Here is a 19690-nt window from a genome sequence, read left to right as displayed (position 1 = left end):
TTTAAGGATGATTTTGAGTAAAATTTCTCATTATTTTAAAAACTCTAAGGTTGGTTTGTTACCTTTTTTAGCTACTGTTTTCATGCTCATGTCGGTTTTATATAGTTATTATTCCAAAAACATAGAGCTAACTAAACTGATAAGGGAGCAAACTATTTCAAACGCAATAGATGTACCTGGTCATTACATTACGTTGAAAGATATCTATTGTTTACCTTCATTACCGAGCTCTAGTAAAGAAGAGCTCAATGAAATAATTAGATTATATGACCTAAAAGTATATGCATTACTTTACAATAAAGAGATACCAGAAAGTCGTGTCAAAGACTTAGAGTATGTTCTTGATTACTTGTCTGAAAATTGTGCAAAAGAAACATAACAAGTTGTTAAGAGACAAAATACAGGTTGCTTAGCTCGTACCTCGCCAATTAGCAAAGCGTTGAAGTTTCTATCACCTACACGGAGTTCATGTTAGCAAATATCTATTAATTTGTTCGTTAATTTTTTCATCATTTGCTACGCAAGCAGCAAATTTGATAAATGACGAAAGTATAAAGGATCAAAAAAACTGTTTTAATCACAAATTCAAAGACTACGCCACATGGCGTGGTTTTATTAAAGAGAAGCGACAAATAAGAATTAAATCTGAAGAAAAACTATCAAAAGGAATGGCAGTCTTTGACTCTATGTTTGGAGAGGAAAAATTTAATCAGTATAAAAACAACCTATCTTGTATAACATTTAAGTACAACGTTGACGGCCTAGAAGTCTCAGGTTATGTCATTAAGCCCAAATCAAATGAAAATAAACTACCTGTTTTAATATACAACCGAGGTGGCAATGGTAACTATGGATCAGTAGTATTTGGTTCAATGATGCATAACTTATTTCCTATCGCAAACGAAGGGTTTGTGATTATTGGAAGTCAATATAGATTATCTCGTACAAAAGGCATTTTACTTGATGAGTTTTGTGGAAAAGACGTTAATGATGTTATTGCACTACTAGATTACATTCCTAAAATTAAAGGTGCTGATGAGAAACGTATTGGCATGTATGGCTTTAGTCGAGGAGGTATGCAAACTCACTTAGTTTTAAAAGAAACAAGTAAAATAAAGGCAATAGCAACAATTGCTGGTGCAACGGATTTGTTAAAAGAGCTCGATTTTCGTCCTGCTATGGAAAAGGTATACACTAAAAGAATCACTGACTATGGTAAAAATAAAGTAGCAGAATTAGAGAAACGTTCAGTATTAAAGTGGGTTAGTGAATTATCGCCGAATATCCCCATTTTACTTTTACATGGAGAAGATGATAAAAAAGTATCAGTTAATAACTCTATTGAACTAGCAAGTGCGCTAGCTAATAATAGTATTCCTCACAAACTTGTTGTCTATCCAAAAGATGATCATGGTTTAATAAAAAACAAAGAAAAAGCGAATGAAGAGCTTGTTAGTTGGTTTCGAGAGTATCTATAAAAACTTCTATCAAGGCATTAAAGCAGAACTAACTAAAAACAGTTGGCTACTGCCCGTGCCTCGCTGATTTTAGCCAACAAACTTTTGTCTATTTACGAGGCGGAATGTAGCAAGGAAAGCTATAAGTAAAATTCCAGCGTATGTTAAAAACCTCAAATATGGCTATAGCCGTTAACAAGCCTCAATATTGATTTAACAATCCCTTAACTCTATTTTCATTTTAAATCACTAAAAAAACCAGTAGGCAGCTAACCTACTGGTTTTTGATTGTGTCAACAAGCATAGTAAATTTAGCTTGCTAAAATTACTGCCTTTATTGTGTTAACACTTGGTTATTTTTCACATGTCGTTTTTCATAAAATGACGGTGCGTTCATTGGGAATTGCTGGTGTAACATCGCTTTTAATTTTTGCTCAAGAACTTGGTGTTTTTTCTGCCCTGATACATTCGCGCTAGCTACTTCACTGGTGGTGTGATCGTATAACTCAGTAAACTTTAACGCTTGGGTTTTAGCGTCACGCCATTCGGTATAGCGCCACTTACCATCAGTTACTGTCACTCCCATGGTTTTTCCACGGGTAAATAAACTATAAGCTGCGTTATCCCATTTCATTTCAGGGTTGTCTAATAAAGTTAACAAACTTTGGCCATCTAGTTTAGGCATAGGTAAGCCAGCAGCTTCAGCAATTGACGGGAATACATCGACGTTTTCAACTAAAGCATTTGAACTTACACCTGCTTTACGGCCTTTATGCGATAACTCTCGGCTAATAATTAGCGGTACACGGGTATCAAGTTGCATATTAGTATGTTTGTTCCACGCACCATACTCACCTAGTTTATAACCATGATCACTCATAAATACCACCATGGTATTTTCACGTAAGCCCATGTCATCAAGTGCTTGCATGACACGGCCTACTTGCGCGTCCATATAAGTTACTGTTGAATAATAAGCATGGATCAAGGTTTTAGTTAGCTCGTCATTTACGTCACCTTCTTTAGGAATGCCGCCATACATGCGTAATTCACCCCATTTAGTTAAGGCTAACGAGTACATGTTATCTGGCTTTTTGCGGCTAGGAACATCAAATTGCTCAGGATCGTACATATCCCAATACTTTTTCGGCGCATTAAACGGTAAATGCGGTTTACTAAAACCTACCATCATTAAAAATTTGTCATCTTGCGCTTTTAGTTGCTTTAAGGTTTCAATAGCGTCTGTTGCAACTTTGCCATCTTTATAAAAGTTATCGTCAACGTCACCTGCTTCATAGGCAAATTTTTCTGCTTCTTTGGCTGGATCAACATAAAAGTTTTTTAGCTTTTTAATATGCGTAGACCAGTTTTCTTGATCGTCAGTTACGCTGTGGTAAACCTTACCAATACTCACAGTTTTGTAGCCATTTTGTTTAAATAGTTGTGGCATTGATACCACATCAGGCTGATTAGGACGTAAACGACCATCTTTCCAAATAGTATATAAGCCTGTTGTTTCAGGACGTAAGCCGGTCATAATACTCACGCGTGAAGGCCCACAAATAGCTTGTTGCGCATAAGCTTGATCAAACCTCACCCCTTCACTGGCAAGCTTATCAATATTCGGGCTGATCACATGTTTACTACCGTAAGTACCTAAATCAACACGTAAATCATCAATTAAAAATACCACAACATTTGGTTGCTTGGGCGTGGCAATTTGTTTGTTACTTGCTGAAATATCGGTGCTTTGACAAGCTTGCAGCGTGAATAAACTTAAAACTACCAAGGGTAATTTATTAAGTTTTTTAAATTTCATCTAATTTCCTCACTAAACTTTTATTGTATCAATACGGCTAATTATCATCGGTGATCCGCAATTAAATAGCTAAACATAAAGGAATAGACACTAAACATTAAAATTGATACCCCAAAATTTAAAAAAATTATTAAAAAGTTTACTTTATTTTAGGGGTATCAATTATTTAATTTTCTGTCTTTTCCTATGTCATGTTTCACCTTTGACTTTCTTATTACAAAAAATATTAGAAAAAAGTCAGATAACATTTTTGGAGTAAAGTATGCTGCCTCTGTTAAAACGGTATTTTTATTATATAACCTGTAAAAATAAACAAAACCATCACCATAGCCCTCACCTAGTCTTTAGTTTTATTTTTATGTCATTTTTCATGATCGGTTGCCAAAATAATCAAACGCCATCAACAACAGATGTTCTCGAAAAAGAACATACGGTTATACAATTAAAAGTTGGCGAAGGTTTTGTAAACCCTATTGGTTATTATGAAGCGCAGCCACGTTTTAGTTGGCAGTTAAACCCTCAAGCGAAAATACAAACGCAAACGGCTTATCAAATTCAAGTCGCTAGCAATTCTGAGTTTTCAACAAACACATTGTTATGGGACAGCAAAAAAGTTGCATCAAGTAAAAATGCTTGGCTACGTTACCAAGGAAGCCCTTTAAACTCTCGCCAAAAAGTGTATTGGCGGGTAAAAGTTTGGGATGAACAACAGCAAGCTTCAAGTTGGAGTAACACTCAATCAATTGAGTTAGGGCTGTTAAACAACCATGACTGGCAAGCCTCATGGATTGGCCACCCTGAATCAGAGAATAATTTTAATCAACCACAATATTTACGCACCACCTTCAACCTTAATAAACCAATTCAACAAGCTCGTTTATATATAACGGCTAAAGGGGTATTTAAACCTTATATTAATGGTGAAGCGATCAGTGATGATGTTATGACACCCGGCTGGACGCCTTACCACAAGCGCATTGAAACCTTAACTTACGACGTAACAAAGCACTTAGCACTTGGTGATAATGCTTTAGGTGCCATAATTGCTGAGGGTTGGCATACCGGCAGAATATTCAGTCCAACAAAAAAAGACTATATTTTGCCAATGCGATTATTAGCACAATTAGAGCTGAACTTTACCGATGGTAGCCGTCAAATTATTACTTCAAACAATAGTTGGCAATCAACAGATCAAGGGCCGATCAGAGCCGCAGGTAATTATGACGGTGAAACCTATGATGCCAACTTTGAAATGCCTGGTTGGAATACCGCAAACTTTGCTGCCGATACATGGGCAGTTGTTTATGCCGAACCCATTGACAGCCAAGTACAACTAAAGCCTAAACGTCATACCGCAGTAAAAGCAACTAAAGTAATACCTGCTGTTGATATTGTCAGTGTTAAAGACGGGGTTGCTATTTTCGACATGGGGCAAAATATGGTGGGTGTGCCAGAAATTAACCTACCAGCAAAAGCCGGACAAACCATTAAATTACGATTTTCAGAAGCATTAGAGCATGGCACTTTTCATACCCGTAATCTGCGTTCAGCCAAAAATACTGATTATTACGTGCCAAACGCCAACGGTATGATCACGTATCGTCCTACATTTACTTTTCATGGTTATCAATATGTAGAAATTAGCGGTTATGATACCGAACAGCAACCAAGCTTAGATTGGATAAATGGGCAAGTATTACACTCAGATTTTGCGGTTTATGACAATTTTCAAAGCTCTCATGCCAAGTTAAATAAACTTTCTGACAATGTCTCATGGGGCTTACGTGGTAACTTTTTAGATATTCCCACCGACTGCCCGCAACGTGATGAACGTTTAGGTTGGACCGGCGATGCTCAAGTTTTTGTAAGTACCTCAATGTATAAAGCCGATGTTTATGCTTTTTGGTCAGCTTGGTTAGAAAGTGTACGGGAAGAACAAGACATTAGCGGCATGATCCCTAAATTTGTTCCCTTTCGTTCATTTTTAACTGATGGTACCGCCGCCGCTTGGGGGGATGCCGCCACAATTGTGCCTTGGGATTTATATCAATATACCGGTGATATTCAGGTACTTAAAGAAAACTACACTATGATGAAGCGCTGGATAAGTTACACGGAATTTAATAGTGTTGATTATATTTCTAACATTGGTACTTACGGTGACTGGTTACAACCTTTTTCAGAAAATGGCCGCGCTAAAGGTGACACCCACCCTGATTTAATTGCCACGGCTTATTATGCGCGCTCTGTAGAAATAGCGGCTAAAACTGCACACTTATTAGGTTATAAAAGTGACGCGGCACAATTTGATGCCCTGTTTGCTAACATTAAAAATAAATTCAGAAATTACTTTTTTGATGAAAATTTAAACTTAGTTAACAAAGCAATACGGGTAATAAACCGTGAAGATGGTAAACGTCTTAAAAAGCCAAAAACTAGTGAAATCATCTTAAAAACAACACAAACAAGTTACTTGTTACCTTTAGCATTTAACTTATTTAGTGTTGAACAACAGCCAATCGCTGTAGCTAAATTAATTAATTTATTAGAAGAAAGTGATCGTCATTTACGTACTGGTTTTTTAGGTACCCCTTTGTTGTATGAGGTATTACAGCAATTTGGTCACAGTGAACTGATGTACGACATTTTATTAAAAGAAACTTATCCTTCATGGTTTTATTCTATTAATAATGGCGCAACTACAACTTGGGAACGCTGGAATTCATATTCATTTGAAGAAGGATTTAACAAAGCAAATATGAATTCATTAAACCATTATGCTTACGGCGCAGTTGCCAAGTGGTTTTATACCGGCATTTTAGGAATTCAAGCAACAACACCAGGCTTTAAAACCTTTACTGTGTCGCCACAATTTACCGATAAATTAAATCATTTAAATGGCTCAGTACCAACGCCTATGGGTGATATATCTGTTAGTTGGTCGATAAAAGATAACAATTTATCAATGACTTTAGTTGTGCCTAAAAATAGCCAAGCTGAACTAATTTTACCAAGTGTAACCAATGTAAAAATAATCAACAGCCAACAAGTACCAACAATCGCCCCTATTAATACGCCAACCAGTAAGACAATTTTACCTCCTGGTAGCTACCAAATAAGTGGTGCTATTCATTTATAGTTAACCTAAGCCGCTATTGTGATAAATAGCGGCTTAATTTCAAGCCGCTTTAGCCTTTCAGTTTGCGAGCTCGTAGCTTACTTTTACTGATCTTAACATTACTACACATTCCTCTAGTCATATTTCCGCTCAGAAAAAACCATAAAACGGCAGTAATACATCATCAACACATAACGCCATTATTAAAAAACCGGTAATAATTATTAATGATCTACTAGCACTATAAATTGTTATGTTATAACATAACTCAAATAAGTATTTGTATAGAAGTTATTTATGATCGAAAAAAAGTTGCCTGTTACTGTTTTATCTGGCTTTTTGGGTGCAGGAAAAACCACGGTATTAAGTCATATTCTTAACAACCGTGAAGGCAAAAAAGTGGCTGTTATTGTTAATGATATGAGCGCTATAAATATCGATGCCGCTACCATAAAAAGTGAAGTATCGCTTAATCGAAGTGAAGAAAAACTCGTAGAAATGAGTAACGGCTGTATTTGCTGTACGTTGCGTGAAGACTTATTGATTGAAGTTGGTGAATTAGCGAAAACAGGTAAATTTGATTATTTAGTAATTGAATCAACCGGTATTTCAGAACCATTACCCGTTGCGGAAACATTCACTTTTGCCGATGAAACAGGTGTTTCGTTGTCTGACGTCGCCACTTTAGACACTATGGTGACAGTAGTTGATGCTGTTAACTTTTTAAAAGATTATGAACAAGCACAATTTATTCAAGAAACTAATGAATCGCTTGGCGAAGAAGACGATCGCAGTGTTGCCGATTTATTAGTTGAACAAGTTGAATTTGCCGATGTGCTCCTAATTAGTAAAACTGATTTGGTTACTCCCTCTGAGATAAACAAGCTAATCGCCATCCTTAACATTCTTAATACTCATGCCAAAATTATTCCTATTACCTTAGGTAAAGTTGATATAAATTCAGTACTTAACACAGGATTATTTAATTTTGAACGTGCTGAACAATCACCCGGTTGGCTTAAAGAAATGCGTGGTGAACACCTCCCAGAAACACAAGAATATGGTATCAGTAGTTTCAATTACACCGCTCGTCGGCCATTTAACCCTGAAAAGTTTTATCACTTTCTTCATAACACCGAGCAATTTGGCAAATTACTTCGCTCTAAAGGTTATTTTTGGTTAGCAACACGACCGCAATTTTGTGGCCAATGGAGCCAAGCTGGTGGTATTGCTCGTTATGGCTTTGCCGGTATGTTTTGGAAAGCCATTCCTGAAAAAAATTGGCCTACCGATCCTGAATCACTTCAAGAAATAAAAAAACAGTGGCTTGAACCTTTTGGTGATATGCGTCAAGAACTTGTTTTTATCGGCCAAAATTTAAATAAAGAAGCAATAATTGCCACGTTAAATAACTGCCTATTACCAGAAGATGAACTATTACAAGGTAAACAACATTGGGCAAAACTTAATGACCCTTTTCCAGCATGGGAGGAACAATAATGACAGCACTTGCCGTTGAATATAAAAATAACAACCCAGAAATATTGCGCAGACAAACGATACAATGTAACACTCCTGAAGTGCTTAGCAACATTTATCAAGATGGCGCTAATATGGTTATTTGGCAACGTGACCTTTCACCTGAGCTAACTTCTGCTGTCAGCGAATTTTTAAAAACTCACACTAAAACAGCAGCTGTTCTTGCCGTAACACCTGAAGATACCCAACAAGTATTAGCTGAAGCCTTTGGCAATTCTGAGGCAATCTCCGTATTAAGTGATGATATTGCCTTATTGGTTGATATGTTTTGCTGTTTATTTGACCTTAAACGAGCAGGATTAAGGCTCACTGTACTTGATCGAGCTATGTGCCCTCGTTTTCATGTTGATCATATCCCTTGCCGTTTAGTAACAACTTATCATGGTATTGCCACTGAATGGCTAAATCATGACGCTGTTGATCGCCGTAAATTAGGTGCTGGTAACCAAGGAAAAACTGACGAAGAATCAGGCCTGTTTAAGAGTCCACAAGATATAAACCAATTAACGGTAGGTGATGTTGCTTTGCTAAAAGGTGAAAACTGGGATGAAAGTAAAGGTGGTGGTTTAGTACACCGCTCTCCCCCCGTAAAAGCAGATGAGCAAAGATTATTATTAACCCTTGATTTTTTAGCTGATTAATTAATTAGATGAAAACGTACCTTAATATTTTAACCTTAAGCGTGGCTATGCTAAGCACAAGTATACATAGATTGAGCTTTGCAGAGCAAAGTACTTCTCTTAATGCTCATCTACATGGTTTATCTGAAATTACCATTGCCATAGATAAGCAAAACCTAGAAATTGAAATACACTCACCTGCTAGCAATATTGTCGGCTTTGAGCATAGAGCCATCACGCCAGCTGATATTGCCAAAATTAAAGCGGCTAAAACCTTGTTAAGCCAACCTCAAACATTGTTTGTATTTTCAGGAGGAAATTGCAACTTTATCGAGCAAGTTATCGATTTATCAAGCATATCATCAGAGCATCACACAACAAATACGAGTGAACATAGCCATAAGCATCATGATGACAATAAGCAGATAAAGACAAATCACCAAGCCGACAACCACAGTGAAGTATCCGCTTATTATCGTTATCAATGTCACCAAGCTTCGTCAATTTCAGCCATTGATTTCAATGTGTTTGTACCATTTCCTGGAATTGAAAAAATACAAGCCATGTGGATCACACCAAGTCAGCAAGGTGCCTTAACACTTGATGCGAATAACAACACCGTTAATTTTAACTAATTAAAACCATTTAAATTACTCAAGGGTTAACACCAGTAACCTATTAAGACTTAATTACACAAGAGATAAAAAATGAAAACAACAGCAATAACAGACAAATTTGCTATCGGATTATCAATGTTATGCGCCATACATTGCTTAGTATTGCCGATTTTATTAGCCCTATTACCAAGTTTAGCGGCATTTAATCTTCACGATGAAGCCTTTCATAAATGGATGTTAATCGCTGTGATCCCAACAAGTCTGTATGCTCTTACAATGGGATGTAAAAAACATCATAGATATCATTTACTTGTTTTAGGCATGTTAGGTCTTACCTTGATGGTATCAGCGCTATGTTTAGATCATGACATGATCGGGGAAACTGGTGAAAAAACATTAACCTTAATAGGCGCAATGCTAGTTGCTGGCGCACATTTAATTAACTTTAAGCGCTGTCGTAGCAACAAAAGTTGTCGGCACTAAGTAGCAAAGTCTGCCACTTATCTACTCTCATTTACCAATAGGTTTAAACAATGAATACTGAAAATCAAACAATTAATCATTTAGCAAGTGCCACAGAAACAACCGCAGTAGCAAGTAGTTGCTGTAGTAAATCAGCTTGTTGTGCACCGCAAAGCCCTATCGTTTATAATCAAGCAAAAATCGGCCGCAACGATCCTTGCCCTTGTAACAGTGGTCGTAAATTTAAAAAATGTTGTGGTTAACATAACTAACGAGAAATAATGAAGAGCAAAATCAGCGCCGTTCCAACCAACATTATCACCGGCTTTTTAGGGGTAGGTAAAACATCAACCATTTTACAACTTTTTAAACATAAACCCGCCAATGAGCGCTGGGCTGTTTTAGTTAATGAATTTGGTGAAATTGGTGTTGATGGTGCTTTATTTGCTGGCCAATATTCAGAACAACAAGGTGTTTTTATTCGTGAAGTACCGGGTGGCTGTATGTGCTGTGCGGCAGGCGTACCAATGCAAATAGCCTTGAATCAGTTATTACTCAAAGCTAAGCCAGATCGTCTCTTTATCGAACCAACTGGCCTTGGCCATCCAAAAGAAGTATTAACCGTGCTTTCAAAACCACATTATCAACCGGTACTGAACTTACAAAAAACGATCACCTTAGTTGATGCTCGAAATTTAACCAACCCACGTTACACTAATCATGACACTTTTAACCAACAAATTGCCATTGCCGATATGGTGATTGGCAATAAAGTCGATTTATATCAAAAAGACGATAAGTCACGGTTAATAAATTATGTAAAATCACATGGTCATGGCAATACTGAAGTGCTCTTTGCACAGCACGGAGAAATTCATCTAGCCCATTTAGCCGGTAATAACACTTTTGCTTTATCATTGCTCTCGGCTTCCCAACATGGACATCAACATAGCACTATTGAAAAAACATTGATCGCACAAATGCCAATACCTGAGTCCGGCTTTATTAAAGCAGTTAATCATGGTGAAGAATTCACCAGTATTGGTTGGCGATTTTCTGCAAGCAAAGTATTTGATCACAATAAACTAAAGGGTTTATTAACAACCATTAATGCTGAACGCATTAAAGCAAGTTGTAACACCAATCACGGTCGATTTAGCTATAACGTAACTAATGAGGGCTTAACCCAAGCCCCACCAATGCCTGAAAAAACAAAAGCCCAAGCCAATAACCAAGAAAGTTTTATTGAAGTTATCACATTAAATTTCGATAAAAATATAGATAACAACCTAGCGGACATCATTGAAGCACAATTATTAGCATGTATACGCTAACCAAGGTCAAACATTCTGGTATTTAAAGAAAATTGCTCAAGCCAAAGTAAGCATATTCGACGTGTTGTTTTTATTCTTCTGTATACAGTTCAAGGTGATGTACTTCCATAGTATAGGCTGCCGTTGCCAGATCATTTTCGACTTTAGATGTTTTAATAATACCAGACACCCAATAAGCCTCGGTTAAATCATCAAGTTTGAACCCTTGCGGATAATTAACAAAAATGGTTTGGTTAGGTGGTGGTGGCGGTAAATGAATACAAGCGCCAAAAAAAGGTACCATAAAAAATTGCGTCACCCGCTGTTCATCATCAAACTCAAGCGGAACAATAAAAGCAGGAATGCGAATAGGCACATTGTTAACGGCAGAAATAACACGGGTAGATGCTAATGCCTGTTGATAACGTTCAGCTTCTGCATCACCTTCTGAACTGGTAAGTTTCGCATTAATAACATTATTATTCCCTGTGTTATCTAATTGATCTTCCGCTGAGTTTTCAGGTATTTCATCAATATACGCTGGTGGATTTAGCAAAACTTCTAAGTCGTCTTCCGGAATTAAATCTACCCACTCAGCACTCATAAAGGCCGAAGCTGGTAACAGTTTTTGCGGTTGGCTTTCAATTGTGGGATCTTCTACTTTATTAGCTGCTTTGCTAATTTGTTCATTAATTCTTTGCTGATCTGGTGCTTTTTCACACCCTAACAGCAACAAAAAGAAAATACTGGCAAGACTTAATTTACTCATAACATTCAGATTTAAAAAGAAGTTTAATAGCTAAATGATACATTGTATCATTTAGCTATTAAACCGTTTGTTGATCATATTTAATACCAATTTGTATAACCTGAACTATTAACATTGGAAATGCAGTAAACCATGGCAATTAACCTATCAAATGTTTGTTTTAGCTATCCTGAACAAGCCAATGTACCTATTTTAAATATCCCTACTTGGTCATTAGGTGAAGGTGAAGATGCCTTTATTTATGGACCATCCGGTGGTGGCAAATCGACCTTATTAGGTTTATTAAGTGGTGTACTTAGCGCCACACAAGGCAAGGTGACTGTTTTAGGGCAAGCATTGAATAACATGAGCCCGCGCCAACGAGATAAATTTAGAGCTAATCATATTGGTTATGTTTTTCAAAAATTTAATTTAATTCCTTACCTAGATGCTATCGATAATATTCGCTTAGCCAGTTACTTTGCTAAATCAAACCGTTCTCTTGATAACGATATTCAAACCTTATTAACGACATTAAATTTTCCAGAGCAAGATTGGAATAAACCGGTACGCAATTTAAGTATTGGCCAACAGCAACGAATAGCTATCGCTCGTGCTCTCATTAATAAACCCCAGATACTGATTGCCGACGAGCCAACATCATCTCTTGATCAAGCAAACCGTGATAACTTTATGAGCTTATTGATGACGATAGTTAAACAGCACAAGATCACATTATTATTTGTTAGCCATGATATGTCGTTATCTCACTACTTTAGCCGAGTAGAATCATTAAACGAGATCAACCAATTGGAGCCAACTTCCTGTGTTAACTAAACTTGCACTTAAAAGCCTAGGTGATCGTAAAGGCTCTATCATGTTATCTATTATGGCGATGACGGTAAGCATTTTTGTTTTATTAGGTGTTGAGCATATTCGTCACCAAAGTAAAGAAAGTTTTGCTAATACAGTTTCTGGTATTGATTTAATTGGCGGTGCAAGAACCGGCAGCTTAAACTTATTGCTTTATTCTGTTTTTAAAATTGGCAGCCCAACCAATAATATGCGTTGGCAATCGTTTAAAGATATTGAAGCAAATCCTAAAGTAAAATGGGCTGTTCCATTATCGCTAGGCGACTCCCACAAAGGTTTTAGAGTGCTTGGCACTAACCAAGATTATTTTACCTATTTTAACTACGGTAAGCAGCACAGTTTAAGTTTTGAGCAAGGCGAAGTTTTTAGCCAAGTATTTGATGTGGTATTAGGCGCTCATGTTGCTAACAAACTCGGTTATCAACTAGGTGATAAACTGGTACTTGCCCACGGGATTGCTAAAACAAGTTTTGCACTGCACGAGCAAACCCCCTTTACAGTTGTTGGTATTTTAGCGCCAACGGGAACACCTGTAGATAATACCCTGCATGTTAGTTTACAAGGTATTGAAGCGATGCACATGGATTGGCAAAGCCATCAAAAACATAGCAATGCTCATCAGCATGAACATAACCACCAACACAGCCTGCAAGAAAATACTGAGCAAACAGAACTTGCTAACCTAACCCCAAAAAGCATTACCGCTTTTATGTTAGGACTAAAATCCAAAGTACTTACCTTTAGGCTGCAGCGTGAAATTAATCAGTACTCACCAGAGCCATTAATGGCTATTTTACCTGGTATTGCCCTATCTGAACTTTGGCAAATGATGACAATATTAGAAAACACCTTATTATTGGTGTCGTTATTGGTACTAGTTGCTGCTTGTTTAGGGGTAAGTGCTATGTTGTTATCATCGATTAGAGAGCGCAGCAAAGAAATTCAATTATTACGTATGATTGGCGCTTCACCGACCTTTTTATTTTTATTGGTACAATTAGAAGCCTTATTTATCACTTTAACAAGTATTGTCTTGGGCGCCGGCCTGCTTACCGGCACCTTATTCATGTTTGATGATTATTTAGCCAACCAATTTGGTTTACATATTAGTACTAATATTTGGTCGTTAAACAGCTTATATTTAATTGCCACGGTTATGGCAGCTTCGCTGATTATTGCCATGATCCCATCATTAATTGGCTATGCTCAATCGAAAAGAAAAAAGCAGTAATGTTACTCGCTTTCTACTCTACATTTTTTGTTGATTTCCAATAAAACTTATTTGGGTTTTCAGGATAACATTCATTTTGAATAAATTGTTTAGCCACTCTTTGTAGGGCTGGACGTTGAACCAAATATTGAAATGATGCTTTACAGCGTTTATCAAAAGCATTATCAATTTTGCCTTTAACCCAGCCTTTAACGACAAGGTTATTACACTCTCTATCGATCAATGTTTTCACTTCCAAAAAGGCATCATTTTCCACTAATGTTTTTAAGCTTGATTGACATACTTGATTTTTAACAATCTTCTCATCTAAGAATGGGTTGTAATTGGTTGTGGCACAACTGGTCAACAACAATAGTGGTAACGCAACATAATACTTCATTAATTTTCCTCTTTTCATTATACAATTATTCCCTTAATAGCCTATTACTGAAAATATAAACAAAGTTCAACAGACCCTAATAATAGTAGCAACAAGGTTTACTCGATGAGTATGTCCATATTCTCTGGAGGAAAAGGTATTTACAGAGCTTCATACTAACCTCCATGTTATATTAAGCCCAGTAACTTACGCTATTAAATAAAAATAATCAATATGTTAACCGTCTGTTCTTGCTAAGGTTTTAAGCATAAAGTTGATCATAATTATTTCAGCTGCAGGTACTGCTTTCAGTAATAGGCAGGTGTTTTCTTTTTTAGGGGTATCAATTTTAACTATCTCTTGTCTATTCATTATTAAACGAGTTCAACGGAAAATACTATGTTTAATAAAACACTCATAACAACCATACTCAGTGCTCCTCTACTGTTGATGTCAGCTTCATTACAGGCAGAAGCTTTATCTCCAGAAGAATTTAAAACGCCACAAAAAAACTACAAACCTAAAACTTGGATGCATGCCATGAACGGCAACCTGAGCAAACCTGGCTTTACCCAAGACTTTAAAGCCATGGCTGATGCAGGAATTGGAGGTGCAATATTCTTTCATGTTCATCGTCAAAACAAACCATATTCTTCAAGAGGTCCTGTACGATTTGGTACGGAAGAGTTTAATGACACCCTTTTACATGCCATAGGTGAAGCAGATAAAAATGGCTTAGAAATGGGCGTGCACAATGCTGACGGTTGGTCGTCTAGTGGCGGACCATGGATCACCCCTGAAATGTCAATGAAACGTATTACTTGGTCGGAAGAGGCTATTTCCATCAAGCAAAATGCAGGTAAAAAAATAACCGTGGAGCAATTAAAGCAACCAGGCTTTGAAGAAGGCTTGTACCAAGACATCGCACTTATTGCCTTACCTGCCAACGAGTTTAATCAAAGCAATTTATTTGCTAACGCTAAATTATCTAGTTCTGATCCTAGTTTAGCTGTTAACTTATTAAAAGATAACGACTGGGATACCGAGCTGGTTTTCACCGAAAATAAAAATAACGACTATTGGCTACAAGTTGAGGTTGACCAACCTACTACGCTACGCAGTTTGCAAATTGAAACCCCGTCTCGTCATGGTGAGGCTGCTTTGCAGATATCAGATGATGGCGTAACTTTTACCACGGTTGTTGAAAAATTAAGACGACCTCGCACAGGTGCAAGAACATGGGCATTTAGCCCAACTTTTGATGGTTTTACCGCGAAATATTTTCGTTTTGTTTTTGATAAACCTATTGGCATTAAACGTTTTGATTTATGGTCTGTGCCAAGAGCTCCACATTGGCTAGCAATGAACGCTATGGAGCGTGGTAAATTAACGTTAACACCAACAACACACCATAACGTAGTTACTAAAGCCAAAGATGTACTTGTACTTAATCGTGGAGAGTTACCTAAAAACGGTATCACGTTACCAAAAGGAAACTGGCGAATTCTACGCTTTGGTTACACCAGTACCGGTGCTAAAAATATTCCGGCAACAGTTGAAGGAACAGGTTTAGAATGTGACAAGTTTGATCCAGTTGCTTTACAGTTTCATTTTGAGCAATACGTTGGCAAGCTCGCCAAAGCCGCTCAAGCCAAAGGATATAAATCTCTTAAAACCTCAGAAATTGACAGCTACGAAATGGGTGGCCAAAACTGGACACAAGGCATAGATAAAACTTTTAAAGATAAATTTAATTATGACTTTATTCCTTGGTTACCACTGATCACCGGTCGCGTTATTGAATCTCCGGCGCATAGTGGCGCGATTTTACAAGAGTTTAGACAACACCTTGCTGATTTAATGGTTGAAAATTATTTTGGTGAATTCACCAGATTAACCAAAAAATATGGCATGGAATCTTATATTGAACCCTACGGTTGGGGCCCTTTTGACGAATTACGCGCTGGTGGCAAAGCCGATCGCTTAATGGGAGAATTTTGGGTGCGTGATGAAGAATATCCTGGCCGTGTGAGTGCCGCTATTTCATCTGCACATATTTATGGTAAAAACATTATTTCTGCCGAATCGTTTACTTCAATTAATACCGTTAACTGGAAAGGCCATCCATACTTTTATAAAAAGTATGGTGATCAAATATGGGCACGTGGCATTAACGAAACTATGTTCCATCGCTTTGCACATCAACCCAATAACTATATTAAACCAGGTATGACCATGGACAGCATAGGCTCTCACATCGATCGTACTCAAACATGGTGGGATAATGGTGGTGTTGAATGGTTTAATTATTTAGCGCGTGGTTCGTATTTATTACAACAAGGTGTACCTGACGCTGACTTTTTAATTCACTTAGGTGACTTATCATCTAAAGGTGTTCCAAATAAAAACAATACTAAGGTGCCAGATGGTTTTAATTACGACTATGTTAATAGCGAAGTGTTAATTGATCGCATTAGTGTAAAAGATGGTTGGTTAGTATTACCCGAAGGTACCCGTTATCGCGCTTTGCAATTATTCCAACCTGAGCACATGCGCATGAAAACGCTTGAACGTATACAAACATTAGTTAAAGCCGGCGCCACAATTATTAGTGCCAAACCAACTCAACCTATTGGTTTTAGTGAATGGGATAAAACAGCCGCTTTTCAAAAAATTTCTAATGAACTTTGGGGTGATGGCCAGCAAGCCTTAAGAAAAGTTGGTAAAGGACAGATCAGTACCCTTCCGCTTGATAAAGCAATTGAACAATTAGGTTACCAGCCAGATCTAAAAATTAATGGCCAAGCAGTAAAATTATTCACCCATCGCCGTATTGGAGACAACGACTTATACTTTTTTTACAACAATAAAGCTGAGTTTGCTGAGCTGAATGTTGATATACGCGAAGGTAATGGCCAGCCTGAAATTTGGCATGCTGATAATGGCAGTGTTGAAAAAATCACGCAGTTTAAACAGCAGAATAATCGTTTAACCACTAAGTTATTGCTTGAGCCTCATGGTTCTCGTTTTGTCTTGATCAGAAGAGATAACAATACCTTAGCTTATGACAGCAGCCATACGGCGTTGAATAAAACTATTTATCAAGCATCTATTACCTCTTCAACAAACAATAAACAGTTATCAATTACTGAGCTTAAAGGAGGTTGGCAGGTTAATTTTGATAAAAATTGGAGCGGACCAGGACGTGTCTCTTTCGATACATTGATCGATTGGACTAAACATAACAATGACAGCATCAAACATTTTTCTGGCACGGCTAATTACCATAAAACCTTTAACCTATCGGCAAGTCAACTAGCAACAGACCAACCGTTTTATCTTGATTTAGGCGACGTTCAACACATTGCTGAAATCACCGTTAATGGAAAAAAACTTGCGACCTTATGGAAGCCACCTTTTGCTGTTGATATCAGTAGCGCCATTAAAGCCGGCGAAAACACCTTACAAATTGATATCACCAATACTTGGGTTAATCGTTTAATTGGTGATGAAGCGCTACCCGATACTAGTGGTTATAGTATGACTGGTGATACCGTTTCTTGGATCAACAATAATGAACGACCGCCAGAAAGTGAGCGTGTCACGTTTACTGGTTATAACTTTTTTAAACAACCTAAGTCACAGGTATTAGAAAAATCAGGATTATTAGGGCCTGTACGTTTGATACATAAAAATAACTAAAACATCCTCGGTGTAAGTAAAAATAAAACCACCTACGAACTAAGGTGGTTTTTTATTACCCTTTTGAAACTAACATCCAATAAATATGTGTAATAGACAAAATAACCACCTCTGAAAAGTCAATGTAAGCTAATGTAAATACGCTTGACTTTGATCTTTACTAAAATCATTATGACCACCATTGCTAAATAATGATTAAATAAGATTTATTCAGCATAATAACAAAAGGAAATTCCTTAATAGGTATTGTTTTATTAAACATGGAATATTTTATTTATCAGTTTACACCGAACAATAAAATATCACTCCACAAATACAAGGCAGTAGTTTTAGCTACTGACTTTTTTGGCTGAAAAAATGAAAAAATTTATAACAAAGATAAAATTAATAACACTTGCTGGTATTGTTCTTCCACTAACAGCGATGTCTGCCGATATTTTAAAAACCGACCGCTTATTTACAGAAAAAAACTATGAGCAAGCAAAACAAGGTTATTTAGAAGCTGCTAGTTTAGGTAACCCACATGCCTACTACCAATTAGCTACGATATATTTGAAAGGTTTAGGGGTTGAAAAAGACACGCTAAACGCCTTAATTTATTTTTCTTTAGCGGCTGAATATAAATTTCATGATGCGGAACAAATAATTAATAAGATGTTAAGTAACGTGTCTCCAGAAGAAAAACAAACACTTACCAATATTTTATCTAAATTTAATGAAAGTAATGGCAAACAAACAGTTATGGCTAAGTACTTTCCGATCATTAATGAAAAAAACTTAGCTTATAAAGTCACTTTTGAAGGCGAACCTGCTTTAGAAACCAAGTACCACTCCGACGAATACAGTGATAATTATGAAGAAAGTTATTCAACGTCATTTAGTGAAGATGGCGAAGAAGAATATGATGATTTAGCCTTGTTAATGTCGACACCCAAGCAACCTTTCATCATTTTAGATCATGATGTAGCCCCTGATGGTTCGATAAGAAACATAGCTGATGTTCAAATAATTGGATTTACAAAAAGTTTAATTGATGAATTTAAGCTGTTTCCAACTTTAAAACCTGACTTTAACAAGCGTCCTGTTGATTTTGTTAATCGGGTGTACTTAGGTGCCGCAGGTTATAGCAAGTTTACCTTACTAGAAGAAGATAAAAAGTTATACGAGCGTATTCGCCGTGCTGCGATTAAATTAAAAGCGAGTGAATCACTTAATGACAAATACCAATATGCCATGGCACTGCAAAATTTTCCTTGGTTAAACCAAGAAGATGGTGAAATTGAAAGCCTCTTGTTAGCTTTATCTAAAATTGGTCACCCTGCAGCTATGTACGAATACGGTTTTAAACTTTACCGAGAGCAAAAAAACATACCAGAAGCAATCCATTGGATTTCAGAAGCCAGTAAATATGGTTTAGCAAGAGCTGAATACCGTTTAGCTAATATTTTATTATCTAGCCCTTGGGTTGAAAACGATGAGAAAAAAGCATTGTTTTGGTTTGAGTCTGCCATGGAAAAAAATCATGATGCCGCAACAATCAAAGCAATTGATTTAAAATTAACAGCTAACGATAAATCACTCCATGATCTTGAAGGTGCTATTAATTATTTAAGTCAAATTGAAACTTCTCAGGCAAATAATCCTGAATACTATTATTTATTAGCACTGTCTCATAAAGACAGAAAAAATCGTGATTACACCCAAGTAATTCAAAACTTAGAACGTGCTATTAGCATGGGGCAAAGAGCAAATTGGGATGTAAGTGAATGGCAAGATTTATTAATTACATTAACCACTGGCCGTGTGTTTATTAGTGATGACTAAAGCCTGTTG

At 36.9% G+C, this 19690-nt stretch carries 17 protein-coding genes; 13 read left to right on the top strand and 4 right to left on the bottom strand.

Annotated features, from left to right (window positions below; genetic code table 11):
- The first annotated feature begins 13 nt into the window (after window positions 1-13).
- Window positions 14-379, top strand: coding sequence for a hypothetical protein (locus ACSLUO_RS12025; protein ID WP_448248781.1), 366 nt, complete (start codon window positions 14-16; stop codon window positions 377-379).
- A gap of 154 nt (window positions 380-533) precedes the next feature.
- Window positions 534-1478 (top strand): alpha/beta hydrolase family protein, encoded by a 945-nt coding sequence (locus tag ACSLUO_RS12020; protein ID WP_448248780.1) that lies wholly within the window; start codon window positions 534-536, stop codon window positions 1476-1478.
- A 313-nt stretch (window positions 1479-1791) separates the two neighbouring features.
- Here the strand turns inward: ACSLUO_RS12020 and ACSLUO_RS12015 are convergent, their stop codons facing one another.
- A complete protein-coding gene (locus tag ACSLUO_RS12015) occupies window positions 1792-3276 on the bottom strand; it encodes a sulfatase (protein WP_448248779.1) in 1485 nt (494 codons plus the stop codon).
- A gap of 358 nt (window positions 3277-3634) precedes the next feature.
- On the opposite strand from ACSLUO_RS12015, the gene ACSLUO_RS12010 reads away from it, so the two are divergent.
- The 7 genes from ACSLUO_RS12010 to ACSLUO_RS11980 all read left to right on the top strand — a co-directional run bounded on the left by ACSLUO_RS12010 (window position 3635) and on the right by ACSLUO_RS11980 (window position 10966).
- A complete protein-coding gene (locus tag ACSLUO_RS12010; RefSeq protein ID WP_448248778.1) occupies window positions 3635-6415 on the top strand; it encodes an alpha-L-rhamnosidase in 2781 nt (926 codons plus the stop codon).
- 276 nt (window positions 6416-6691) lie between these two features.
- On the top strand, window positions 6692-7894 hold the full coding sequence (gene zigA, locus ACSLUO_RS12005) for a zinc metallochaperone GTPase ZigA (RefSeq protein ID WP_448248777.1): 1203 nt from the start codon (window positions 6692-6694) through the stop codon (window positions 7892-7894).
- Window positions 7894-8574, top strand: coding sequence for a DUF1826 domain-containing protein (locus ACSLUO_RS12000; protein ID WP_448248776.1), 681 nt, complete (start codon window positions 7894-7896; stop codon window positions 8572-8574). The genes zigA and ACSLUO_RS12000 overlap by 1 nt, the downstream gene beginning before the upstream one ends.
- A gap of 47 nt (window positions 8575-8621) precedes the next feature.
- Window positions 8622-9188 carry a DUF2796 domain-containing protein gene (locus ACSLUO_RS11995; RefSeq protein ID WP_448248775.1) on the top strand — a complete coding sequence of 189 codons (567 nt, stop codon included), beginning with the start codon at window positions 8622-8624 and terminating at the stop codon, window positions 9186-9188.
- A 72-nt stretch (window positions 9189-9260) separates the two neighbouring features.
- The gene (locus tag ACSLUO_RS11990) at window positions 9261-9653 is read left to right on the top strand and encodes a MerC domain-containing protein (RefSeq protein WP_448248774.1); all 393 of its coding nucleotides are present in this window, start codon (window positions 9261-9263) and stop codon (window positions 9651-9653) included.
- Window positions 9654-9703: 50 nt separating this feature from the next.
- Window positions 9704-9895, top strand: a complete 192-nt coding sequence (locus tag ACSLUO_RS11985) for an SEC-C metal-binding domain-containing protein (protein WP_448248773.1) — start codon at window positions 9704-9706, stop codon at window positions 9893-9895.
- Between the two features lie 18 nt (window positions 9896-9913).
- Window positions 9914-10966 carry a CobW family GTP-binding protein gene (locus ACSLUO_RS11980; RefSeq protein ID WP_448248772.1) on the top strand — a complete coding sequence of 351 codons (1053 nt, stop codon included), beginning with the start codon at window positions 9914-9916 and terminating at the stop codon, window positions 10964-10966.
- 70 nt (window positions 10967-11036) lie between these two features.
- Here the strand turns inward: ACSLUO_RS11980 and ACSLUO_RS11975 are convergent, their stop codons facing one another.
- The gene (locus ACSLUO_RS11975; protein ID WP_448248771.1) at window positions 11037-11714 is read right to left on the bottom strand and encodes a DUF3299 domain-containing protein; all 678 of its coding nucleotides are present in this window, start codon (window positions 11712-11714) and stop codon (window positions 11037-11039) included.
- A gap of 132 nt (window positions 11715-11846) precedes the next feature.
- On the opposite strand from ACSLUO_RS11975, the gene ACSLUO_RS11970 reads away from it, so the two are divergent.
- Together ACSLUO_RS11970 and ACSLUO_RS11965 are read left to right on the top strand one after the other, a co-directional pair.
- Window positions 11847-12530 carry an ABC transporter ATP-binding protein gene (locus ACSLUO_RS11970; RefSeq protein ID WP_448248770.1) on the top strand — a complete coding sequence of 228 codons (684 nt, stop codon included), beginning with the start codon at window positions 11847-11849 and terminating at the stop codon, window positions 12528-12530.
- Window positions 12520-13797, top strand: a complete 1278-nt coding sequence (locus ACSLUO_RS11965) for an ABC transporter permease (protein ID WP_448248769.1) — start codon at window positions 12520-12522, stop codon at window positions 13795-13797. The genes ACSLUO_RS11970 and ACSLUO_RS11965 overlap by 11 nt, the downstream gene beginning before the upstream one ends.
- Window positions 13798-13810: 13 nt before the next feature.
- Here the strand turns inward: ACSLUO_RS11965 and ACSLUO_RS11960 are convergent, their stop codons facing one another.
- Together ACSLUO_RS11960 and ACSLUO_RS11955 are read right to left on the bottom strand one after the other, a co-directional pair.
- A complete protein-coding gene (locus tag ACSLUO_RS11960; RefSeq protein WP_448248768.1) occupies window positions 13811-14176 on the bottom strand; it encodes a hypothetical protein in 366 nt (121 codons plus the stop codon).
- A 216-nt stretch (window positions 14177-14392) separates the two neighbouring features.
- On the bottom strand, window positions 14393-14527 hold the full coding sequence (locus ACSLUO_RS11955; protein WP_448248767.1) for a hypothetical protein: 135 nt from the start codon (window positions 14525-14527) through the stop codon (window positions 14393-14395).
- A gap of 27 nt (window positions 14528-14554) precedes the next feature.
- On the opposite strand from ACSLUO_RS11955, the gene ACSLUO_RS11950 reads away from it, so the two are divergent.
- Window positions 14555-17857 (top strand): glycosyl hydrolase, encoded by a 3303-nt coding sequence (locus ACSLUO_RS11950; protein WP_448248766.1) that lies wholly within the window; start codon window positions 14555-14557, stop codon window positions 17855-17857.
- Between the two features lie 357 nt (window positions 17858-18214).
- The gene (locus ACSLUO_RS11945; RefSeq protein WP_448248765.1) at window positions 18215-19681 is read left to right on the top strand and encodes an SEL1-like repeat protein; all 1467 of its coding nucleotides are present in this window, start codon (window positions 18215-18217) and stop codon (window positions 19679-19681) included.
- Window positions 19682-19690 lie beyond the last annotated feature (9 nt).

This window comes from Thalassotalea agariperforans (assembly GCF_053470345.1).
The sequence above is the reverse complement of the archived record's forward strand: the minus strand, read 5'-3'. Positions and strand labels throughout refer to the sequence as shown.